This window comes from Ochrobactrum sp. 19YEA23 (assembly GCF_029909865.1).
Classification (GTDB): domain Bacteria; phylum Pseudomonadota; class Alphaproteobacteria; order Rhizobiales; family Rhizobiaceae; genus Brucella; species Brucella gambitense.
Window position 1 is genome coordinate 221,004 of record NZ_JASAMQ010000001.1, and the last position, 20,278, is coordinate 241,281.

Consider the following 20,278-nt stretch of genomic DNA (forward strand, 5'->3'; position numbering starts at 1 on the left):
GAATAGCAATTCAATTATTTAGACAGTAAAATGATAATAAATATTGTAGGCAGTTTCAGAATACGCAAATTAGAATTGTTATAAAAGATCATTATTGACGTCTTATTGTTGCCATTTAAAGAAGACTTTTAATGTCAACTTTATGTGGAAATGATGATGGTCATCTATTCATCGCAGCGCGTTATGCGAAAGCATCGGCAAGAGAAAAGCTGGATATCGACTTCAAGATCACTTCTTGCCAGTACTTGCTTTTCAACTGCGCTTATTGTGAGCGGTGCATCTTCGGTGGCACAAACCGCATCTGATCAAGAACAAGAGGCAGCAGCCGATACGATTGTTCTTGACCAGATCGTCCTGACGGCGTCGTCGATTGCTACGACTTTGAAAGAAGCGCCGGCGAGCATCTCGGTAGTCGATCAGGATCAGCTTCAGCAGCGCGGTGCGCCGGACATTACCGAAGCTCTGCGTACCGTGCCGGGGGTCAATGTTGGATTCGACAGCAGCGGCACACGCGGCATCAGCATTCGCGGTTTGGGCAGTGCTTATACCCTCCTTATGGTGGACGGAAAGCGGATCAATGCGGGTCTGACCACGCTGCGCGACTATAATGGCGACCTCAGCTGGATTCCTGTCGACGCCATCGAGCGTATCGAAGTGGTGCGCGGCCCGATGTCCACGCTTTACGGTTCCGATGCGCTTGGCGGTGTGGTCAACATTATCACCAAGAAGTCGAGTGATAAGTGGTCCGGCTCGCTGACGACCGAGTGGATCCAGCCTGAAAGCGATGCGACTGGCGTTTCCAAGAAGGTCAGCGCCTATGTCAGCGGCCCGATTGTGCCGGATGAACTGACCATGACCATGTATGGCAGCATAGGCAGCAAGGACCCCGGCAATTCGGCAAAGCTCGGCGATATCACAGTGCCGACCGGCATCGATGATTACGATATCAATGCAAAACTCTCCTGGACGCCGGTCAAGGGTCAGCTTTTCGAGCTTGAAGGCGGCACCGGACGCGAAAAATATCACCCTTATCTGGCGGATGGCGAAATCGATACCAGCAACACCGAGATTACCAGAACGACCGGATCGCTGCGCCATGTCGGCGAATGGGAGTTCGGCACATCCACGATCACTGGAATGATCGAACATGCGGAGAATTTTCACACATCCGCAGACGCCAATGGTTTGCCCGATGACGGTACGTCGATCACCGTCGACACCTATACGCTCGACGGCAAGGTTTCCATGCCGCTGGATTTCTGGTTCGAGCAGAATCTGACGGTGGGTAGCGAGTTCCGTTATGAGGACATGAACGATCCGGAAAATCTCGGTATCGCCAATTCCGTCACCGGAACGACCGGCTCCACCCAAACGAGCATGTGGTCGGCTGCCGTCTTCATGGAAGACCAGATCAGGCTCCGGGACGATCTGAAGCTGACTGCCGGGCTGCGTATCGACCAGCATGAGGAATTCGGCACCCATGCCAGCCCGCGCCTCTACCTGAATTATGATTTGAACGACAGTCTATCGTTCAAGGCGGGCTGGGCGCAGGCCTTCAAGGCGCCAAATCTGCGCCAGTTGAACCCGAACTGGGTCCAGACCTCGCGCGGTAACGGTTGCGGCGCGGTGGGCGGCCCCTGCGAAATGGTTGGCAATCCGGATTTGCAGCCGGAAACCAGCAACAGTTTCGAAATCGGCGCGGCCTATACGCAGGATATCTGGGAAGCGGGACTGTCCTATTTCTATAATGATATCAAAGACAAGATCACCTCGGCGCGTGAGGCCTCGCTGATTCTGGACAATGGTACGAAATATGTTCAGCAGATCAATGTCGACCGCGCGCGCACGCAAGGTTTTGAAGGCAATCTCAAGGTTCAGCTGCATCCTGATGTGACCTGGAGCAACTCCTTCACCTACCTGATCGAATCCGTCAATCTGGAGACCGGCGAACCGCTTGCCGCCGATCCGGAATATTCCATCCATACGGAACTTGCCTGGCGCGTACGCGAGAATTTCAGCGTCATCGGTTCAATGGATTTCTACGGCAAGCAGGTGGACTACGTAATGGACGCAACCTCCGTAACCGCTCAGAACGTATCAGCCTACAATATGGTCAATGCGTCGTTCAAATATGATCCGAGCGAGAATTTCACGCTGCGTGCTGGCGTGAACAACATCTTTGACGAGCAGCCCGAAGCCGAGTCCAGTTATTCTGAAAACGGCAGAAGCTATTTCGTTTCGCTGACCTCGAAATTCTGACCAGAACCAACGCACATTCCGCAACCTGTGAAAGGTTTCGGAATGTGCCGGAGGAATTGAAACCTCATGTATCAAAAGAAATTCATCCGAAATCTGCTCGTGCTGCCGTTGTTGAGTCTTGTGATGACGCCGACTTATGTCGCCGCACAGGAGACCGTCATTCATCATGCGCACGGAGAAACCAAATTTTCGACCACGCCGCAGAAAGTTGCCGTCTTCGATCTCGCGGCATTGGATATTCTGCATTCGCTTGGCGTGAAGGCTGTAGCCGGTGTTCCGAAAACCAAGGATAAGCCCGCAAATTTTCCTGCTTACCTTGGTGAATATGCAGGATCGTCTTACGCAGCGGTTGGCACCCTGTTTGAACCTGACGAGGTTGAGCTGCAAGCATTGAAGCCGGACCTGATTATCGTCGGGGGACGTTCCCGTACAAAATTCGATGCTGTTGCCACAATCGCGCCGTCCATCGATATCACCGAGAGCGGAACCGATATTGCGCAGATCGCCATCGACAATACGGAGAAGCTGGCAAAGGTCTTTGGCACGGAAGATATGGCGGCAAAGCGCATCGAAGCTCTGAAAGCGGCCCTCACAGATTTGAGGACTGAGGGCAAAGCTGCGGGCACCGGGCTTGTGCTGTTTTCGGCAGGTCGAAATGTTTCGGCGCAACCGCCCGGCTCGCGCTTTGGCGTGGTTTATGATTTTGTCGGGATCAAATCCGTAATGCCGCAATCCGATGCGTCGGAAGGCGGGCCGCGTCCGAAACCCGGCTCACCTGAAGCTGAGGCGCGCCGTGTAGCACAGGAAAAGCTGCTGCAAGATGCGCTCGCTGCCGATCCAGACTGGTTGTTTATTCTCGACCGTAGTGCTGCGGTTGGTAGCGAGCCGAGTACTCTCGCGGAGCGTTTGGGGGCAATGCCGGAGGTGACGAAGACCCGCGCCTGGCAACAGAAGCATGTCGTCTTTCTCAACCCCAAGCTCTGGTATCAGGTGGGGGCTGGCATCGAAGCGCTCACCACCAATGCGAATGAGTTGAGTGCAGCCTTGCGGTCGGCAAAATAAGCTCGCCGTGCATTCCGAATGAAAAAGGCAGAGGTTTCACCCTCTGCCTTTTTCATAAAAGCCTCTCGGCGCGGTTACAGAATGAAGCGCGACAGGTCGGTGTTCTTGGACAGAGCGCCCACCTTTTCCTTCACATAGTTCGCGTCGACGGTGAAGGTCGCGCCGGTTTTATCCGGAGCGGTGAACGAAATCTCGTCCAGAACCTTTTCCATAACCGTCTGCAAGCGACGAGCGCCGATGTTTTCGACGGTCGCATTCAGATCGACTGCAATATCGGCAAGAGCATCGATGGCGTCATCGGTGAAGGACAGCGTCACCTCTTCCGTCTGCATCAGCGAAATATACTGCTTGATCAGGCTTGCCTCCGTTTCCGTGAGGATACGGCGGAAGTCTTCGCGCGTCAGAGCGGAAAGCTCCACGCGGATCGGCAAACGGCCCTGCAATTCCGGCAGAAGATCGGACGGCTTCGACACATGGAACGCACCGGAGGTGATGAAAAGGATATGATCCGTCTTCACCGGTCCATATTTGGTCGCAACCGTGGTGCCTTCGACGAGCGGCAGCAGATCGCGCTGCACGCCTTCGCGTGAAACGCCAGCCCCACCGCCGCCTTCGCGGGAGGCGATCTTGTCGATCTCGTCGATGAAAACGATGCCTTCGTCTTCGGTAACACGCAGCGCTTCCTGCACGATCTGGTCCTGATCGAGCAGCTTGTCGGATTCATCGTTGACGAGGATTGCATAGGAATCCTTCACCGTGGTCTTGCGCGTCTTGGTGCGCCCGCCCATGGCCTTGCCCAGCATGTCCGACAGGTTAAGCACGCCGATATTGGCGCCCGGCATGCCCGGGATCTCGAAATTCGAGTTCGATCCGGTATCGGCGACCTCGACCTCGATTTCCTTGTCGTCCAGCTCACCGTTGCGCAGTTTCTTGCGGAAACTGTCGCGGGTGGCAGGGCTTGCCGTTTTACCGACCAAGGCTTCGAGAACGCGTTCCTCGGCATTGAGATGCGCCTTGGCCTTCACGTCGTCTCGACGCTTTTCACGCACGAGCGCAATGGCGACTTCAACGAGGTCACGGATGATCTGTTCAACGTCGCGACCGACATAGCCCACTTCGGTGAACTTGGTGGCTTCGACCTTGACGAAAGGCGCGCCTGCAAGCTTGGCGAGGCGGCGCGAGATTTCCGTCTTGCCGACGCCGGTCGGTCCGATCATCAGGATGTTCTTCGGCATGACCTCTTCGCGCATCTGCCCTTCGAGCTGCTGGCGACGCCAGCGATTGCGCAAGGCGATGGCCACGGCGCGCTTGGCGTCGTTCTGGCCGATGATGAAACGGTCAAGTTCCGAAACGATTTCACGGGGAGAGAAGTTACTCATTTTACAACCCACTTTGCCACTGCTTGATGAACTCGAACGGATGCAGCAGCATGATCACGTTGAGCGTAAGATTGTCGCGAATGACGATCAGCGCCAGAATTTCAAAGAAAAGCGCGATGGTGACGGTGATTTTTGTTGGCAGCTTTGCTGCGATCAGGAAGCCGAGCGCGGCGGCGAGCGTATCGGAAACCGAATTCACGATGCTGTCGCCGAAATAGTCCACCGAGGACGTATTGGCGCGATAGCGCTCGATGATGAAATTCGAGTTTTCGACCAGCTCCCAGACCGCTTCGATGCCGACTGCAGCCGCAAGTCTCAAGCCGAGCGGGGCTTTGGGCGCGATGACCGTGAACAGCCAGTAGAACAGAAAGCCATGGATGATATGCGACAGCGTGTACCAGTCGGCTATATGCTGCGAGTTCTCCGATTTCAGAGAACCCGACCATAGTTTTATGGTGCCGCATTCGCACATGGCGATCCGCCCGTCGAGGTGCAGCCAGGTGGCTTGCACCGCGATGATGGCAATCACGATCAGGACGCCCAGGCCCCAGCGTTGTCCACTCGGTTTGGTGACCTGCGCGAGCGAACTCATTCTGCGTCCAGGCTTTCCACGAGGATATTGTGGTTGGTGTAGATGCAGATATCGGCCGCGATCTCCATCGCCTTGCGGGCGATCTCTTCTGCCGATTTGTCGGTATCGATCAGCGCACGGGCCGCAGCCAGCGCATAATTGCCGCCCGAACCGATGGCCATAACGCCATGTTCCGGTTCAAGCACGTCGCCGGTGCCGGTAAGCGCCAGCGTCACCTTGCTGTCGGCGACAAGCATCATGGCTTCAAGCTTGCGCAGATAGCGGTCCGTACGCCAGTCCTTGGCGAGTTCGACAGAGGCGCGCATGAGCTGGTCGGGATATTGCTCCAGCTTGGCTTCGAGGCGCTCCAGAAGGGTGAAGGCGTCGGCGGTTGCGCCGGCGAAACCGGCAATGACATTGCCCTTGCCGATGCGGCGAACCTTGCGCGCATTTCCCTTCATGACAGTATTGCCGAGCGAGACCTGCCCGTCGCCGGCGATAACGACCTTGCCGTTCTTGCGGACGGTCACGATGGTCGTGCCGTAAATCGTTGTGGGATTGTGTTCGATCATGGATGCTCCTTTGGCGGCTCATGTAATCCCGGACGGCGATCCCACAAGCCCCTTCATCTGAGGGTGAACCGCTCCAGCCGGTCATCTTGCCGGATGAATCGCGTTTCAATGTGGATATTTAAGAACAGCCCCCTGAATTGCAAATACTGAATTGCAAATGCCGATTTGCTGCTTGCCGGATTGCCAAAAGCAATTGGCAAAGCGGGCAAGCTGTTCTAGAACGCCTCCAGTACCCCAATGAGGATCGCTTATGACTGCTGAAAGCACCCGCAAGGCAAGTATCGAACGCTCCACGAAAGAGACGAGCATTGCCGTTTCTGTCGATCTGGATGGCGTCGGCAAGTTCGACATCACAACCGGTGTCGGCTTCTTCGATCATATGCTCGAGCAGCTTTCGCGACATTCGCTCATCGATATGCGCGTCATGGCCAAGGGCGACCTGCATATCGACGATCACCACACGGTTGAAGATACTGGCATTGCGCTCGGTCAGGCTGTCGCCAAGGCCTTGGGTGAACGCCGCGGCATCGTGCGCTATGCCTCGCTCGATCTCGCCATGGACGATACGCTGACCGGTGCTGCGGTTGACGTGTCCGGCCGTGCTTTTCTGGTGTGGAACGTGAATTTCACGACGGCTAAGATCGGCACTTTCGATACCGAGCTGGTGCGTGAGTTCTTTCAGGCCTTTGCGATGAATGCAGGCATTACGCTGCATATCAACAACCATTATGGCGCCAATAATCACCATATCGCCGAGTCGATCTTCAAGGCGGTGGCTCGGGTTCTGCGCACGGCGCTGGAAACCGATCCGCGCCAGAAGGATGCAATCCCCTCCACCAAGGGGTCGCTGAAGGGATAATTCATGGCCCAGTTCGTCGTTCTGGAACCAACCGAAGCGTCTTCCAAAAAGAAGCGCGGCGGGTCGAGCGTTGAACATTCCGTGTTCGTACGCGACGGATTCCATGTCATGGCGCTGGTTCTGCCCTTTGTCTGGCTAGCGACGCAGCGCCTCTGGTTCGAGGCTTTCGCCGTTCTGGGTGTCACGGCTCTGCTCGGCTTTGCCGGGAGTTACTTCGGCATTGCCGATGCGGTTCCCCTGCTGACACTGATCGTTTCGCTGTTCGTGGCCTTTGAAGGCCCGAACTGGAAAATCGCGAAACTGAAGCGTCAGGGCTATATCGAACGGGCGGCAATCGACGCCAGCGATCTCGACGAGGCGGAAATCCGTTATTTCTTCGGACGCTCGACGTCTGAAACCACTATCGCGGAAAAGCCTGCCCCTGCATTGGATCCGGTCACGGCCAATCGATGGGACAAGGCGTCACCGCGTCCCACTTATTCCTCTACTGGCTCCACGATCGGCTTCGTGGGTCATCGCGGAGAAAGCTGAAAATGCGTGTTGCGATAATTGACTACGGCTCCGGCAATCTTCGCTCGGCCACCAAGGCCTTTGAGCGTGCCGCCCGTGAAAGCGGCATCAATGCCGAAATCGAACTGACGGCAGATGCCGAACGGGTGGCGTCGGCCGACCGCGTGGTGCTGCCCGGCGTTGGCGCTTATGCCGATTGCCGCGCTGGTCTCCATGCCGTGTCGGGCATGGTTGAAGCGCTTGATGAGGTTGTCATCGAGAAGGGCCATCCGTTTCTCGGTATCTGCGTCGGCATGCAGCTCATGTCCGAGCGCGGATTGGAAAAGACCGTGACGGAAGGTCTCGGCTGGATCGCGGGCGATGTGCGCGAAATGACGCCCTCGGATGCGACGCTGAAGATTCCGCAGATCGGCTGGAATCGGATTCACGTGAAACAATCGCATCAGGCGCATCCGATTTTCGATGGAATCGAGACCGGTGAACACGGTTTGCACGCCTATTTCGTCCATTCCTATATGTTCGACGCGAAGAAGGCGGGCGAGGTGCTGGCTGTGACGGATTACGGTGGCGATGTTACCGCTGCTGTCGGTCGCGACAATATGGTGGGAACCCAGTTCCACCCGGAAAAGAGCCAGCTGCTCGGCCTTTCGCTCATTGCCAATTTCCTGAAATGGAAGCCTTGAAGACATGATCCTTTTTCCCGCCATCGATTTGAAAGACGGTCAATGCGTGCGCCTGAAGTTGGGCGACATGGATCAGGCCACCGTCTACAACACCGACCCGGCTGCACAAGCCAAAGCTTTTGAAGATCAGGGCTTTGAATGGCTGCATGTGGTTGATCTCAACGGCGCATTTGCGGGCGAAAGCGTCAACGGCGCTGCGGTCGAAGCAATCCTGAAGGCCACCAAAAACCCGGTGCAGCTGGGCGGCGGCATTCGCACCCTGCAGCACATTGAAAGCTGGCTTTCCAAGGGGCTGCGTCGCGTCATTCTCGGCACGGTTGCCGTGCGCGACCCGGCGCTGGTGATCGAAGCCTGCAAGGCTTTTCCGGGACAGGTCGCGGTTGGCATCGACGCCAAGGGCGGCAAGGTCGCCGTTGAAGGCTGGGCCGAAGCCTCCCAGCTTGGCGTGGTCGAACTTGCGAAGAAGTTTGAAGGCGCTGGCGTTGCTGCCATCATCTACACGGATATTGATCGTGATGGCGTACTGGCTGGCATCAACTGGGAATCGACGCTGGCGCTTGCCGAGGCGGTTTCCATTCCGGTGATCGCATCGGGCGGTCTTGCTTCGATGGACGATATCAAGCGTCTGGCCGCACCGGATGCGCGCAAGCTCGAAGGCGCGATTTCGGGCCGTGCGCTTTATGACGGTCGCATCGATCCGGCGGAAGCGCTTTCATTGTTGAGGGCCACAGTATGACACTCAAAGCACGCGTAATTCCCTGTCTCGATGTGAAGGATGGCCGCGTCGTCAAGGGCGTCAACTTTGTCGATCTGATCGATGCGGGCGATCCAGTGGAAGCTGCCCGCGCCTATGATGCGGCGGGCGCAGACGAATTGTGCTTCCTCGACATCACGGCGTCCTCGGACAATCGCGAGACAATTTTCGATGTGGTGGCCCGGACAGCAGAACAGTGCTTCATGCCGCTGACCGTTGGTGGCGGTGTGCGTCAGGTTGCCGACATTCGCAAACTGCTTCTGGCTGGCGCCGACAAGGTGTCGATCAACACGGCGGCGGTGAAGAACCCGGAATTCGTTGCCGAGGCGGCGGACAAGTTTGGCAATCAGTGCATCGTCGTCGCTATCGACGCCAAGAAGGTTTCTGGCGAAGGCGAAGCAGATCGCTGGGAAATCTTCACCCATGGCGGTCGCCAGACGACGGGCATCGATGCGGTGGAATTCGCCCGCAAGGTTGTCGATCTGGGTGCAGGCGAAATCCTGCTCACCTCGATGGATCGCGATGGCACCAAGGCTGGTTACGACGTGGCGCTCACCCGCGCTGTGGCTGACAGCGTGCGTGTGCCGGTGATCGCTTCCGGCGGCGTCGGCAATCTGGATCACATGGTGGCGGGTATCCGCGACGGCCATGCAACGGCTGTGCTGGCCGCTTCGATCTTCCACTTCGGCACCTATTCGATCGGGGAAGCGAAGCGCTATATGGCCGAAGCCGGAATTCCGATGCGGCTCGATCCGGTTCGCTGAACAGACTATAAATGACGGGAGGAACCCCGATGAGCCAGTTTACGCTCGCAGATCTTGAACGCATCGTGGCCGAACGCGCCAGCGTGACCGATGGATCGTCCTATACGGCAAGCCTTGTTGCCAGAGGCCCGAACAAGGCCTCGCAAAAACTGGGCGAAGAAGCCGTGGAAACGGTGATTGCCGCCGTTTCCGGCGACCGCGCAGGCGTGGTTTCCGAAAGCGCCGATCTGCTTTATCACCTGATGGTGGTCTGGAAAATTGCCGGTGTGCCGCTGGAAGAGGTTCTCCAGGAACTCGACCGTCGCACGGGCCAGACTGGCCTTGAAGAAAAGGCTGCTCGCCCGAAGGCGTGATCCTGCGAAGGATCGCGCTGAATAGAAGGCCAGAGCAGTTCCGGTTAAAACGGAATCGTGGAGCCGATCTATCTATTTGTTTTTACGCATTATCCTGCGCAAAACCGCTTCGCACTTTTGCTGGAAATGCTCTAGAGAGACGACAGTTCATGTGGGAAAAAGTGGATCAGCTCACCCCTTCCAGATATTCGCCCTACCGCTTTTTCTCGGCAGAGGAATGGGCCGGCTTTCGCGCGGATACCCCCCTCACCCTGACCTATGAAGAGGTCAAGCGGTTGCGTTCGCTCGGCGATCCCATCGATCTCGATGAGGTCCGCCGCATCTATCTGTCGCTGTCGCGGCTGCTTTATGCGCATGTCGAGGCCAGCCAGCTTCTGTTTCGCCAGCGCCAGCAATTCCTCAATATGGAGGAATCCTTCAAGACGCCCTTCATCATCGGCGTTGCCGGTTCGGTGGCGGTCGGCAAGTCCACGACAGCGCGTATTCTGAAAGAATTGCTCGCCCGCTGGCCGTCCAGCCCGAAGGTCGATCTGGTGACGACGGACGGTTTCCTTTATCCCAATGCGGCGCTGCGTGAGCAGAACATGATGGAGCGCAAGGGCTTCCCGGAAAGCTACGATATCGGCGCTGTCCTGCGCTTTCTGTCGGCGATCAAGGCGGGCATGAGCCATGTGCGCGCGCCGCTTTATTCGCATCTGAGCTATGATGTGCTGCCGAACGATTTCCAGGTGGTCGACAAGCCGGACATTCTGATTTTCGAGGGCATCAATGTCCTTCAGGTTCGCGATCTGCCGGAAGATGGCAAGATGGTGCCTTTCGTCTCGGATTTCTTCGACTTCTCGATCTATATCGATGCCGATCCGGAACTGATCCATAAATGGTATATCGACCGTTTCATGCGCCTGCGCGAAACGGCCTTCCGCGATCCGCAATCCTTCTTCCATCGCTACTCGCAGCTTTCGGAAGATGCGGCACGCTCCATCGGCGAAGGCCTGTGGCAGAATATCAATCTGCGCAATCTCAATGAAAATATCCTGCCGACCCGACCGCGCGCGGACCTGATCCTGCGCAAGGGCAGCGATCATCTGATCGAAGAGGTCGCACTCAGGAAGATATGAAAAGAGGCCGGGGAAACCCGGCCTCTTTGCTAGAGAATTTCCAGCAAAAGTGCGAAGCGCCTACGCGGGGAAATCAGTCCACTGGACTGATTTCTGACCCCGCTTCGATGCGTCGGATAATGCGTGAAAACAAATAGATCAACGCCCGAGATTGGTGCGGGCGAGTTCGACGATTTCATCGCCGCGCCCGTTGATGATGGCCTTCAGCATATAGAGGCTGAAGCCCTTCGCCTGCTCGGCTTTGATCTTCGGCGGCATCACAAGCTCCTGCTTGGCCGTGACCACATCGACCAGAACCGGTCCCCTGTGATCGAAAGCCTGTTGCAGCGCGCCCGGCAGGTCGGCGGATTCTTCCACCCGGATCCCCTTGATGCCGATGGCTTCCGCCATGGCGGCAAAGTTCGGATTGTCCAGATCGGTGCCAGTGCTGAGATAGCCGCCCGCTTTCATTTCCATGGCGACGAAGCCAAGCGAGCCATTATTATAGACGATGATTTTCACCGGCAGTTTCAGCTGCGTGAGGGATAGAAAATCGCCCATCATCATGGTGAAGCCGCCATCCCCGGACAGGGAGATGACCTGTCTGTCCGGCGCTGCGGCCTGCGCGCCAAGTGCTTGCAGCATGGCATTGGCCATGGAGCCGTGATTGAACGAGCCGAGCAGGCGGCGCTTTTCGTTCATCTTGAGATAGCGCGCCGCCCAGACGGTGGGTGTTCCGACATCGGCGGTGAAAATGGCATCATCCTTCGCAGCCTGATCGATCAGACGCGTGAGATATTGCGGATGAATGGGCTGTCCCGCCTTTGATGGCTGGGCGAGATCGTCCAGATCCTTGCGCGCTTTCACATAATGCGCCTTGGCGGAATTCAGGAACGTGGCGCTGCGGTTCGATTTCAGTTTGGGCAACAGGGCGTTGGCGGCTTCTTTCACATCGCTGACGACGCCAAGCGTGATCGGCGCGCGACGGCCAAGCTGGGATGGATCGCGATCGATCTGAACCACCTTGGCTTTCTCGGGATAGAAATTCCGATACGGAAAACTGGTACCCAGCATCAGGAGCGTGTCGCAATTCAGCATGGCGTGGTAGCCGGATGAAAATCCGATCAGGCCGGTCATGCCAACATCGTTGGGATTGTCCCACTCGATATGCTCCTTGCCGCGGAGCGCATGCACCACAGGCGCGGCAAGACGGTCGGCAAGCGCCACCACGGCATCATGCGCACCGGCGCAGCCGCTCCCCGCGAGGATTGTGATCTTTTCGGAGCTATTCAGAAGATCGGCGAGCTGCCCGATATCATCATCGGACGTGATGATCCGCGGTTGCGCGACCTGGACCCAGGTTTTCGCTGCAGGTTCATCGATCTGTTTCAGCGCGACGTCACCTGGCAGAACGATGACAGCCACGCCCTGTTGTCCTACTGCCGCGCGCATGGCGCGGTGCAGGACTTCCGGCATCTGGGCGGGATTGGAGACGAGTTCGACGAAATGGCTGCATTCGCGGAACAGTTCCTGCGGATGCGTTTCCTGAAAATAGTCGAGGCCGATTTCCGACGAAGGAATATGGGCGGCGATGGCCAGAACGGGCGTGCGATTGCGCTGGCAGTCGAAAAGCCCGTTGATGAGGTGAAGATTACCGGGGCCGCAGCTGCCGGCGCAGACGGCCAGCTGGCCCGTTACGGCTGCTTCCGCGCCAGCGGCGAAAGCGGCGGTCTCTTCGTGACGGACATGCATCCAGTCAATCTTGCCAAGGCGGCGCAGGCTGTCGTTCAGCCCGTTCAGACTATCGCCGGTTACACCCCATATGCGCCGGACTCCGGCTTGAGCGAGGGTTTCGGCCAAAAGGTCTGCAACAGTCATGCTCATAATATCACCTCATTGAAACTCCCGTCTTCAAAGTAGAGCACCAATGAGGAGATGGTAGCGGTAATTTCAGCGGCGCTGTGCAGCGCCGCCGAAAGAATGCATCAAGCGCGATGAAAACAGCTCTATGCGGTGCAATCGGCAATGAATCGCGCCAGATAGGCATCGAAAACTGCTGGCGTTTCACGAAAAGGTGCGTGACCGGCATTGTCGATAACGTGGGTTTTGCCATCCCAGAGATTGCCGAAGCGGACTTTCGACACGAAGTCGAGCTCGACGAAAGGTTCGTCACGACCGTTGACCACGGCAATGGGAAGTGTTGCTTCGGCAGCGATGTCGCGCTGGTTGCCACCGGTTCCAGCCGCAAATTTTTCGAACATGATGCGGCGTGCGCGACCGTCGGTGCGGGCGACGATATCGAGCAGCGAGGGTTCAAACGGTTCGCCGCAGGTGCTGCGCGCATAGGATTCGACATCCCGGGCCGAAAACACTTCCTGTCCGGCCAGTGCCATGTCGGGGCCGCTTTTGAAGCCCTGCCCCACTTCCTCGCGGGCGACCGGCGGCGTGCCGGTGATCATCAGTCCGCGCATGCCGGGATAACGCGAAATCATCTCAAGCCCGATATGGCCGCCGAGCGACCAGCCGAAAACCACCGCATCCGCTATGCCGAGCTTTTCCAGTACTTCGGTCATGGCATCGGCATAACCTTCCATGGAGTAGCTGCGATCTGGGTTGATCGCGTCGCTTGACTGGCCGTGGCCGGGCAGATCGGGCGCAATCACGCGCCACTTCTTGCCGATCTGGCCTTCAAGCTGATTCTGGAAAATCGCGCTCGCACTCGAATTGCCATGGATCATCAGCAAGGGCGCACCCTCGCCCGCGCTTTCGCGCACCGCAATTTTGCCATGGCTGGTTTCGAGATCGTAGAGTTTCGTGGTCATGCGTTTCCCCTGCTCTTGCGGTCTTTTCGGGATTGGAATTCAGGTTCAGCGGCGGCGCTTCAGTCGAAGGAAACCTTGCCGCGTCCTTTTTTGATGTCCGCGCGGCCCGATTTCGCCTTCAGGCGTCGCTCGACGGAGCCTTTGGTGGGTCTGGTCTTCTTGCGCGGCGGCGGCGGCGGTTCGGCCGCTTTGGCGATCAGGGCGATCAGCCGTTCGCGGGCGTCTTCGCGGTTGCGCTCCTGCGTGCGGAAGCGATTGGCCTCGATGAGAATGTCACCGTCCTTGGTGCCCTTCTGACCGGCCAGTTTGAAAAGGCGCGTGAGAATATCTTCCGGTAATCCCGATTGCGCCGCATGAAAGCGCAGCTGCACCGCCGTCGAAACCTTGTTGACGTTCTGTCCGCCGGGACCAGAGGCGCGAATGAAGCTCTCCTCCAGATCATCCTCGCGGATCGTCAGGCGGTTGGTGATGCGGATGATGTTCCGGTTCTCTTCCATGAGAGAACGCATACACGCTTCGGTGCTGTTGGACAAAAGAAAACCCGGCGCACGCATGCCCCCCAAAAGTGCGAAGCGGTTTTGGGATAAGGGCATGCGAAGAAAAGTCATGCCCCCCAAAGTGCGAAGAGGTTTTGAGCCGAGGGCATGCGCAGAAAAGTCATGCGCGCCAAAGTGCGGGGCTGGATTGAGGGCAAAAGAAAACCCGGCACGCGGGCCGGGCTCTCTCCCTCCTCAGTATTCCTGAGCAGCTTATTCGGCAGCGATGCGGATTGCCGGTGCTGCGTCGTTGACCTCGTGATCGACGTGGCTTTCGAACTTTTCGAAGTTGGTGACGAACATGTCCACCAGCTTCTTGGCCTGTGCGTCATAGGCAGCCTTGTCGGCCCAGGTCGAACGCGGATCGAGAATGGACGTATCCACGCCCGGCACTTCAACCGGGACGGCGAAGCCGAAATTCGGATCGATGCGGAATTCCGCATTGTTCAGCGAACTATCGAGAGCCGCAGCCAGAAGCGCACGGGTTGCCTTGATCGGCATGCGCTTGCCGGTGCCATAGGCGCCGCCGGTCCAGCCGGTGTTGACCAGCCAGCAATCGACCTTGTGTTCGGCGATCAGCTTGCGCAGCAGATTGCCGTATTCCGACGGATGACGCGGCATGAACGGTGCGCCGAAGCACGTCGAGAAGGTTGCTTCCGGTTCGGTGACACCCTTTTCGGTACCGGCAACCTTTGCGGTGTACCCGGACAGGAAGTGGTACATGGCCTGCGCAGGCGTCAGCTTGGCGATGGGAGGCATCACGCCGAAAGCATCGGCGGTGAGCATGATGATGTTCTTCGGCTGGCCGCCCTTGCCTGTCTTCGATGCATTCGGGATGAAATCGAGCGGATAGGCGCAACGGGTGTTTTCGGTCAGCGAGCCGTCATCGAAATCCGGCTGACGGTTGGCGTCGAGCACAACGTTTTCGAGCACAGTGCCGAAACGCTGCGTCGTGGCGTAGATTTCCGGCTCTGCTTCGGCGGAAAGACGGATGGTCTTGGCATAGCAGCCGCCTTCGAAGTTGAAGATGCCATGCTCGCCCCAGCCATGCTCGTCGTCGCCGATCAGTGTGCGCGTCGGGTCGGCGGAAAGCGTGGTCTTGCCAGTGCCGGACAGGCCGAAGAAGACGGCGGTGTCGCCGTTAGGGCCTTCATTGGCCGAGCAATGCATCGGCATCACGCCCTTGGCGGGCAGGATGTAGTTGAGCGCGGTGAAGACCGACTTCTTCATTTCACCAGCATAGGAAGTGCCGCCGATCAGCACGATCTTGCGGGTCAGATCGACCGCGATCACTGTTTCGGTGCGGACGCCATAACGTTCCGGATCAGCCTTGAACGACGGCAGATCGATGATCGTCATTTCCGGCACATAGGAAGCAAGTTCTTCCTGCGCTGGGCGGATCAGCAAGTTACGGATGAACAGCGAGTGCCAGGCATATTCGGTCACGATGCGCGCGTTGATCTTGTTGTCGGCATCTGCGCCGCCGACGAGATCCTGAACGAAAAGCTCCTTGCCCTTCGCTTGCTCGATGAAATCGGCATAGAGAAGCTCGAAGGCTTCCGGCGTCATCGGCTTGTTGTTGTCCCACCAGACCTGATCTTCGGTATTGGCGTCGCGGACAACGAACTTGTCCTTCGGCGAGCGGCCGGTGTGCTGGCCGGTGCGGGCGACGAGCGCGCCCTGTGCGGTCAGTTCGGCTTCGCCACGGCGGATGGTTTCCTCATAGAGCCGAGCAGGCCCAAGATTATAAAAGACTGCGGAGAGTTCCTTCAGTCCCGAAGTGGCAATGGAAGCGGCCGTATTGTGAATGCCGGTCTCTCTCATGGTGTCTCCGCCATTTGGTTTGACAAATAAATCTGGCCTCCGTTTTTCCGTTCTCGGAGGAGTGGGGAGTCAGAAACAGATTAATTGTGGCAATTCAAATATTTAATCGATTTAAAAATTTTGAATTTTTTTTAAATCGTTTAATTATTGCGTTTTCGCGTGTATTATTTGTGGAATACAATCTGCGCGAGCATTAACCAAAGAATGATTCGCCAAAGCGTGTTTCACGGCTTCTTACAGAGCTGCCACATTTTGTACCTAATTTGTACTGCACAAGCTGCATCACTATAATAGTATCGATGTGCAAATCAGGCGCTCGATTATCGAACCGCCCTCCAGCCGGTTGCGCCGGGTGGAATGCCAGATGGTCAACGCCCCATGGGATGCTCCGATGGGGATGGCATGGCAAAACATGAAGGAGAAGGGTCCGCATGAAGGAAGCCTCGGCAACGCAGACAATTGCGCTGGTCGACGATGACCGTAACATTCTGACCTCCGTTTCCATTGCGCTGGAGTCGGAAGGCTATCGGGTTGAAACCTACACCGACGGCGCTTCCGCTCTTGATGGTCTGATGGCGCGTCCGCCAAATCTTGCGATCTTCGATATCAAGATGCCGCGCATGGATGGCATGGAGCTTCTGCGCCGCCTGCGCCAGAAGTCTGATCTGCCGGTCATCTTCCTGACGTCGAAGGACGACGAGATCGACGAACTCTTCGGTCTCAAGATGGGCGCGGATGATTTCATCACCAAGCCGTTCTCGCAGCGTCTGCTGGTCGAACGTGTGAAGGCTGTTCTGCGCCGCGTCGCTGCCCGCGATGGCACGGCCAAGCCTGCGGGCCAGCCGTCCAAGTCGCTGGAACGCGGTCAGCTGGTCATGGATCAGGAACGCCATACCTGTACCTGGAAGGGCGAGCCTGTCACGTTGACGGTCACTGAGTTCCTCATCCTGCATTCGCTGGCGCAGCGCCCCGGCGTCGTGAAAAGCCGTGACGCCTTGATGGATGCGGCCTATGATGAACAGGTCTATGTGGATGATCGCACCATCGACAGCCACATCAAGCGCCTTCGCAAGAAGTTCAAGGTGGTTGACGACGACTTCGAGATGATCGAAACGCTCTATGGCGTCGGCTATCGCTTCCGCGAAGCCTGATCGATAAAGTTAACAATGCCGGGTGCGATATCCCGGCATTGATCTGGAATATTTGACGCACATCTTATCCGAAAACCGGTTCAAACTTTTCGGGATGTGCTCTAGCACGAGTAACCAAAGCGAGATGGTCGCAGAGACCCGGAACGAAAGCCTGAAGGCGAGTTTGCAAGCGAACTTGCGCGAGCGCAGAGCACGGCGACAGCGCTCGGTGTTCTGGCGTCGCCTGTTTGCGCCCTTTCGCAAGTTTCTCGGTCAATATCTCTTTTCGAGCCTGACGCGCCGCATCCTGTTTCTCAATCTTGCGGCGCTCGGCGTGCTGGTTTCCGGCATTCTTTATATGAACCAGTTCCGCGAGGGGCTGATCGATGCCAAGATTGAAAGCCTTCTGACGCAGGGCAAGATCATCGCTGCAGCGATTTCGGCCTCGGCAACGGTCGACACCAACTCGCTGATGATCGATCCTGAAAAGCTTCTGGAGCTGCAGGCCGGGCAAAGCCTGACCCCCTCGCCCGACTCTCCCGACAATTGGGAATTCCCGATCAATCCGGAAAAAGTTTCCCCGCTGCTCCGCCGGTTGATTTCGCCGACCAGTACGCGTGCGCGCATCTATGATCGCTACGCCAATATGCTGCTGGATTCGCGTGCGCTCTATTCGCCGAGCTTCCCTTCATCCGGGCCTGTGCTGCGCTATGATCTGCCGCCCATTGAGGAAGAAAAGCCCAGTGTTTGGGAGCGTTTCACCCGATGGTTCACCAGTTTCTTCTTTGGCGGCGGTTTGCCTGTCTATCAGGAGCAGCCGGGCGGTAATGGTCTTGCCTTTCCCGAGATTGTCAAGGCGCTGACGGGTTCCCCGCAGACTGCGCAACGGCGAAACGAGAAAGGCGAACTCGTGGTTTCGGTCGCAGTTCCCGTCCAGCGTTCGCGCGCCATTCTCGGCGTGTTGCTGCTGTCGACCGAGGGCGACGATATCGACAAGATCGTGCAGGGCGAGCGCATGGCGGTCTTCCGTGTGTTTGGCGTCGTCGCGCTGGTCATGGTGATCCTGTCGCTGTTTCTCGCATCAACCATCGCGAGCCCGCTGCGCAAATTGTCGGCTGCAGCGGACCGTGTCCGCCATGGCGTCAAGAACCGTGTCGAAATTCCGGATTTCTCGGAGCGTCAGGATGAGGTGGGGCACCTCTCCACTTCCATTCGCGAGATGACGGACTCGCTCTATACGCGCATCGAAGCCATTGAGAGCTTTGCCGCCGATGTCAGTCACGAGCTGAAGAACCCCCTCACCTCGCTCCGTAGTGCGGTGGAGACCTTGCCGCTCGCCAAGTCCGAAGATTCGCGCAAGCGCCTGCTCGATATCATCCAGCATGACGTGCGCCGTCTGGACCGCTTGATCACCGATATTTCGGATGCTTCCCGTCTCGACGCGGAACTTGCGCGCGAACATATCGACCGCGTGGATATGAAGACGCTGCTCACCAATCTTGTGACCGCCGCGCGCGAAGTGCGTCGCAACAAGATCGGCACCGAAATCGTCTTCAATACCGGCAAGCTTCCCGCAGGCAAAAAAGCGTTCTATGTCGCCGGTCATGATCTACGGCTCGGTCAGGTTGTGAGCAATCTCATTGAAAATGCGCGCTCCTTCGTGCCGGACGATACGGGTCGTATCGTGGTGACCTTGCAGGGCGAAGGCAGCCGTCTGCGCGTTCTGGTCGAGGATAACGGCCCGGGGATCCCTATTGAGAATATCGAGCGGATTTTCGAGCGTTTCTATACGGATCGCCCGGCATCGGAGGCTTTCGGCCAGAATTCCGGCCTCGGTCTATCGATCAGCCGCCAGATCATCGAAGCCCATGGCGGTACGCTGACGGCAGAAAATATTATCGATCCGGCCAATCCGGATGAATTCAGGGGCGCCCGTTTCATCGTCGACCTTCCGGCCAGCGCATGACCCCGGAAGAAGCCAAAAGCGGCCTGCATGCCACCACCGTGCAATTGCGCGGAAAGGGTGTGATGATCATGGGCCGCTCGGGCGCAGGCAAGACTGAACTCGCGCTGACGCTCGTCGAGCGCGCTTCCCTTCGCGGCGAGCAGGCGTTTCTGGTTAGCGATGACCGCACGATGCTGCGGGTGGAAGATAATCATCTCATCGCCAGCGCTCCCGCTTCCCTAGCGGGTGGTGTGGAGATTCGCGGTGCGGGCCTGTTCAGGGTGCCTGTTGTCGCCAGTGCGACGCTTGATCTGATGATCTGGCTTGTGGCCCGCGAAGAAGCGGAACGCTATCCCGGCGGGGGAAGCTGGACCTTTGAGGGTATCGGTCTGCCGCGGCTGCTTTTGCCGTCACTATCGTCAAATGGCGATTCCAACGCGCTATCGCGGGCGACAGAGGCGACTTTATTCTACGAACCATGGTCGCCGGAGAATCGCTGAGCCGATGATGGTTTCGATTCGATGAAGATTTCACCCCGCTGCGGCATTTTGCTTTTTTCAAGGCGGGGTAGAGATTTTTCACTTGCTATAAGGATTTGCCCTGCCAAGATGCACAACTCGCCGGCATGGTTCCGGCTGCAGTACGATCCTTAAAACGAGACAGGTTTTTTGGAATGATCGTACTGGAACAAAGCAGGTGCCATCTGATCATCTGGCGGGGTGATGCGGCGGGCGCGCGACGGGAGCTTTTATAGTATGATCGGACTCGTGCTTGTTACGCACGGAAGGCTGGCCGAAGAGTTTCTTCATGCCGTTGAGCATGTGGTAGGCCCGCAGGATAACTTCGAAACCGTATGCATCGGTGCGGAAGATGACATGGAACAGCGTCGGCGTGATATCGTCGAAGCTGTCGAACGCGCTGAAAATGGCAGCGGCGTTATCATCCTGACCGACATGTTCGGTGGAACTCCATCCAATCTGGCCATTTCGGTCATGCAGGAAGGCAAGATTGAAGTCATCGCAGGCGTCAATCTGCCGATGCTGATCAAGCTGTCGAGCGTGCGGGTCGGGGGCGATATCAAGACTGCGCTTCGCGAGGCGCAGGATGCTGGGCGCAAGTATATCAATGTCGCAAGTCAGGTTCTGACAGGAAAGTAAT

The 20,278-nt window shown here is 57.3% G+C and carries 20 protein-coding genes; 13 read left to right on the forward strand and 7 right to left on the reverse strand.

Features of this window, described 5'->3' with window-relative positions; translation table 11 throughout:
* Positions 1 to 285 precede the first annotated feature (285 nt).
* Positions 286 to 2,259 (forward strand): TonB-dependent receptor domain-containing protein, encoded by a 1,974-nt coding sequence (locus QBD01_RS01000; protein WP_280991267.1) that lies wholly within the window; start codon positions 286 to 288, stop codon positions 2,257 to 2,259.
* A 66-nt stretch (positions 2,260 to 2,325) separates the two neighbouring features.
* Positions 2,326 to 3,321 (forward strand): ABC transporter substrate-binding protein, encoded by a 996-nt coding sequence (locus tag QBD01_RS01005; RefSeq protein WP_280991268.1) that lies wholly within the window; start codon positions 2,326 to 2,328, stop codon positions 3,319 to 3,321.
* 74 nt (positions 3,322 to 3,395) lie between these two features.
* On the opposite strand, the gene hslU is transcribed toward QBD01_RS01005, so the two are convergent.
* Genes hslU through hslV form a run of 3 tightly spaced genes read right to left on the reverse strand, consistent with a single transcriptional unit; the run spans position 3,396 to position 5,843 of the window.
* A complete protein-coding gene (hslU, locus tag QBD01_RS01010) occupies positions 3,396 to 4,700 on the reverse strand; it encodes an ATP-dependent protease ATPase subunit HslU (protein WP_078337635.1) in 1,305 nt (434 codons plus the stop codon).
* A 1-nt stretch (position 4,701) separates the two neighbouring features.
* Positions 4,702 to 5,292 (reverse strand): DUF2585 domain-containing protein, encoded by a 591-nt coding sequence (locus QBD01_RS01015; protein ID WP_280991269.1) that lies wholly within the window; start codon positions 5,290 to 5,292, stop codon positions 4,702 to 4,704.
* Positions 5,289 to 5,843: an ATP-dependent protease subunit HslV gene (gene hslV, locus QBD01_RS01020; RefSeq protein ID WP_078337637.1), complete on the reverse strand. Its 555-nt coding sequence runs from the start codon at positions 5,841 to 5,843 to the stop codon at positions 5,289 to 5,291. The genes QBD01_RS01015 and hslV overlap by 4 nt, the downstream gene beginning before the upstream one ends.
* A gap of 250 nt (positions 5,844 to 6,093) precedes the next feature.
* Between hslV and hisB the strand changes: the two genes are divergently transcribed.
* The 7 genes from hisB to coaA all read left to right on the forward strand — a co-directional run bounded on the left by hisB (position 6,094) and on the right by coaA (position 10,884).
* Complete coding sequence (gene hisB, locus QBD01_RS01025; protein ID WP_121536896.1) at positions 6,094 to 6,702, forward strand: imidazoleglycerol-phosphate dehydratase HisB; 609 nt, start codon at positions 6,094 to 6,096, stop codon at positions 6,700 to 6,702.
* A 3-nt stretch (positions 6,703 to 6,705) separates the two neighbouring features.
* Positions 6,706 to 7,233 carry a DUF2628 domain-containing protein gene (locus tag QBD01_RS01030; protein ID WP_280991270.1) on the forward strand — a complete coding sequence of 176 codons (528 nt, stop codon included), beginning with the start codon at positions 6,706 to 6,708 and terminating at the stop codon, positions 7,231 to 7,233.
* 2 nt (positions 7,234 to 7,235) lie between these two features.
* Positions 7,236 to 7,895, forward strand: a complete 660-nt coding sequence (gene hisH / locus QBD01_RS01035; RefSeq protein WP_280991271.1) for an imidazole glycerol phosphate synthase subunit HisH — start codon at positions 7,236 to 7,238, stop codon at positions 7,893 to 7,895.
* A 4-nt stretch (positions 7,896 to 7,899) separates the two neighbouring features.
* Complete coding sequence (gene hisA / locus QBD01_RS01040; protein WP_280991272.1) at positions 7,900 to 8,631, forward strand: 1-(5-phosphoribosyl)-5-[(5-phosphoribosylamino)methylideneamino]imidazole-4-carboxamide isomerase; 732 nt, start codon at positions 7,900 to 7,902, stop codon at positions 8,629 to 8,631.
* Positions 8,628 to 9,413: an imidazole glycerol phosphate synthase subunit HisF gene (gene hisF / locus QBD01_RS01045; protein ID WP_078337642.1), complete on the forward strand. Its 786-nt coding sequence runs from the start codon at positions 8,628 to 8,630 to the stop codon at positions 9,411 to 9,413. The genes hisA and hisF overlap by 4 nt, the downstream gene beginning before the upstream one ends.
* A gap of 29 nt (positions 9,414 to 9,442) precedes the next feature.
* Complete coding sequence (locus tag QBD01_RS01050) at positions 9,443 to 9,766, forward strand: phosphoribosyl-ATP diphosphatase (protein ID WP_078337643.1); 324 nt, start codon at positions 9,443 to 9,445, stop codon at positions 9,764 to 9,766.
* 149 nt (positions 9,767 to 9,915) lie between these two features.
* Positions 9,916 to 10,884, forward strand: a complete 969-nt coding sequence (gene coaA / locus QBD01_RS01055) for a type I pantothenate kinase (protein ID WP_280991273.1) — start codon at positions 9,916 to 9,918, stop codon at positions 10,882 to 10,884.
* A 138-nt stretch (positions 10,885 to 11,022) separates the two neighbouring features.
* Here the strand turns inward: coaA and poxB are convergent, their stop codons facing one another.
* From poxB to QBD01_RS01075, 4 genes are all read right to left on the reverse strand, one after another.
* Positions 11,023 to 12,747 carry a ubiquinone-dependent pyruvate dehydrogenase gene (poxB, locus tag QBD01_RS01060; protein WP_280991274.1) on the reverse strand — a complete coding sequence of 575 codons (1,725 nt, stop codon included), beginning with the start codon at positions 12,745 to 12,747 and terminating at the stop codon, positions 11,023 to 11,025.
* Between the two features lie 122 nt (positions 12,748 to 12,869).
* A complete protein-coding gene (locus tag QBD01_RS01065; protein ID WP_280991275.1) occupies positions 12,870 to 13,685 on the reverse strand; it encodes an alpha/beta hydrolase in 816 nt (271 codons plus the stop codon).
* A 59-nt stretch (positions 13,686 to 13,744) separates the two neighbouring features.
* Positions 13,745 to 14,194 (reverse strand): alternative ribosome rescue aminoacyl-tRNA hydrolase ArfB, encoded by a 450-nt coding sequence (arfB, locus tag QBD01_RS01070; RefSeq protein WP_171058694.1) that lies wholly within the window; start codon positions 14,192 to 14,194, stop codon positions 13,745 to 13,747.
* Between the two features lie 240 nt (positions 14,195 to 14,434).
* Positions 14,435 to 16,045 carry a phosphoenolpyruvate carboxykinase gene (locus tag QBD01_RS01075; RefSeq protein ID WP_280991276.1) on the reverse strand — a complete coding sequence of 537 codons (1,611 nt, stop codon included), beginning with the start codon at positions 16,043 to 16,045 and terminating at the stop codon, positions 14,435 to 14,437.
* Positions 16,046 to 16,476: 431 nt separating this feature from the next.
* Here QBD01_RS01075 and QBD01_RS01080 point away from each other — a divergent pair, with 431 nt between their 5' ends.
* The 4 genes from QBD01_RS01080 to QBD01_RS01095 all read left to right on the forward strand — a co-directional run bounded on the left by QBD01_RS01080 (position 16,477) and on the right by QBD01_RS01095 (position 20,277).
* Entirely contained in the window at positions 16,477 to 17,196 is a 720-nt protein-coding gene (locus tag QBD01_RS01080) for a response regulator transcription factor (RefSeq protein ID WP_078337648.1), read from the forward strand.
* 124 nt (positions 17,197 to 17,320) lie between these two features.
* On the forward strand, positions 17,321 to 19,141 hold the full coding sequence (locus tag QBD01_RS01085) for a stimulus-sensing domain-containing protein (protein ID WP_280991277.1): 1,821 nt from the start codon (positions 17,321 to 17,323) through the stop codon (positions 19,139 to 19,141).
* Positions 19,138 to 19,620, forward strand: a complete 483-nt coding sequence (locus tag QBD01_RS01090; RefSeq protein ID WP_280991278.1) for an HPr kinase/phosphorylase — start codon at positions 19,138 to 19,140, stop codon at positions 19,618 to 19,620. The genes QBD01_RS01085 and QBD01_RS01090 overlap by 4 nt, the downstream gene beginning before the upstream one ends.
* Positions 19,621 to 19,875: 255 nt before the next feature.
* Positions 19,876 to 20,277, forward strand: coding sequence for a PTS sugar transporter subunit IIA (locus QBD01_RS01095; protein WP_078337651.1), 402 nt, complete (start codon positions 19,876 to 19,878; stop codon positions 20,275 to 20,277).
* Position 20,278 lies beyond the last annotated feature (1 nt).

Bases quoted from the DNA above. Each gene is read 5' to 3' on its own strand.
- QBD01_RS01050 (WP_078337643.1), top strand. From the start codon at position 9,443: ATGAGCCAGTTTACGCTCGCAGATCTTGAACGCATCGTGGCCGAACGC.
- QBD01_RS01090 (WP_280991278.1), top strand. From the start codon at position 19,138: ATGACCCCGGAAGAAGCCAAAAGCGGCCTGCATGCCACCACCGTGCAA.
- QBD01_RS01065 (WP_280991275.1), bottom strand. From the start codon at position 13,685: ATGACCACGAAACTCTACGATCTCGAAACCAGCCATGGCAAAATTGCG.
- hisF (WP_078337642.1), top strand. From the start codon at position 8,628: ATGACACTCAAAGCACGCGTAATTCCCTGTCTCGATGTGAAGGATGGC.
- coaA (WP_280991273.1), top strand. From the start codon at position 9,916: ATGTGGGAAAAAGTGGATCAGCTCACCCCTTCCAGATATTCGCCCTAC.
- QBD01_RS01085 (WP_280991277.1), top strand. From the start codon at position 17,321: ATGGTCGCAGAGACCCGGAACGAAAGCCTGAAGGCGAGTTTGCAAGCG.
- QBD01_RS01080 (WP_078337648.1), top strand. From the start codon at position 16,477: ATGAAGGAAGCCTCGGCAACGCAGACAATTGCGCTGGTCGACGATGAC.
- hisH (WP_280991271.1), top strand. From the start codon at position 7,236: ATGCGTGTTGCGATAATTGACTACGGCTCCGGCAATCTTCGCTCGGCC.
- QBD01_RS01030 (WP_280991270.1), top strand. From the start codon at position 6,706: ATGGCCCAGTTCGTCGTTCTGGAACCAACCGAAGCGTCTTCCAAAAAG.
- QBD01_RS01005 (WP_280991268.1), top strand. From the start codon at position 2,326: ATGTATCAAAAGAAATTCATCCGAAATCTGCTCGTGCTGCCGTTGTTG.
- poxB (WP_280991274.1), bottom strand. From the start codon at position 12,747: ATGAGCATGACTGTTGCAGACCTTTTGGCCGAAACCCTCGCTCAAGCC.
- hisA (WP_280991272.1), top strand. From the start codon at position 7,900: ATGATCCTTTTTCCCGCCATCGATTTGAAAGACGGTCAATGCGTGCGC.
- QBD01_RS01015 (WP_280991269.1), bottom strand. From the start codon at position 5,292: ATGAGTTCGCTCGCGCAGGTCACCAAACCGAGTGGACAACGCTGGGGC.
- hslV (WP_078337637.1), bottom strand. From the start codon at position 5,843: ATGATCGAACACAATCCCACAACGATTTACGGCACGACCATCGTGACC.
- hisB (WP_121536896.1), top strand. From the start codon at position 6,094: ATGACTGCTGAAAGCACCCGCAAGGCAAGTATCGAACGCTCCACGAAA.
- hslU (WP_078337635.1), bottom strand. From the start codon at position 4,700: ATGAGTAACTTCTCTCCCCGTGAAATCGTTTCGGAACTTGACCGTTTC.
- QBD01_RS01095 (WP_078337651.1), top strand. From the start codon at position 19,876: ATGATCGGACTCGTGCTTGTTACGCACGGAAGGCTGGCCGAAGAGTTT.
- QBD01_RS01075 (WP_280991276.1), bottom strand. From the start codon at position 16,045: ATGAGAGAGACCGGCATTCACAATACGGCCGCTTCCATTGCCACTTCG.
- arfB (WP_171058694.1), bottom strand. From the start codon at position 14,194: ATGCGTTCTCTCATGGAAGAGAACCGGAACATCATCCGCATCACCAAC.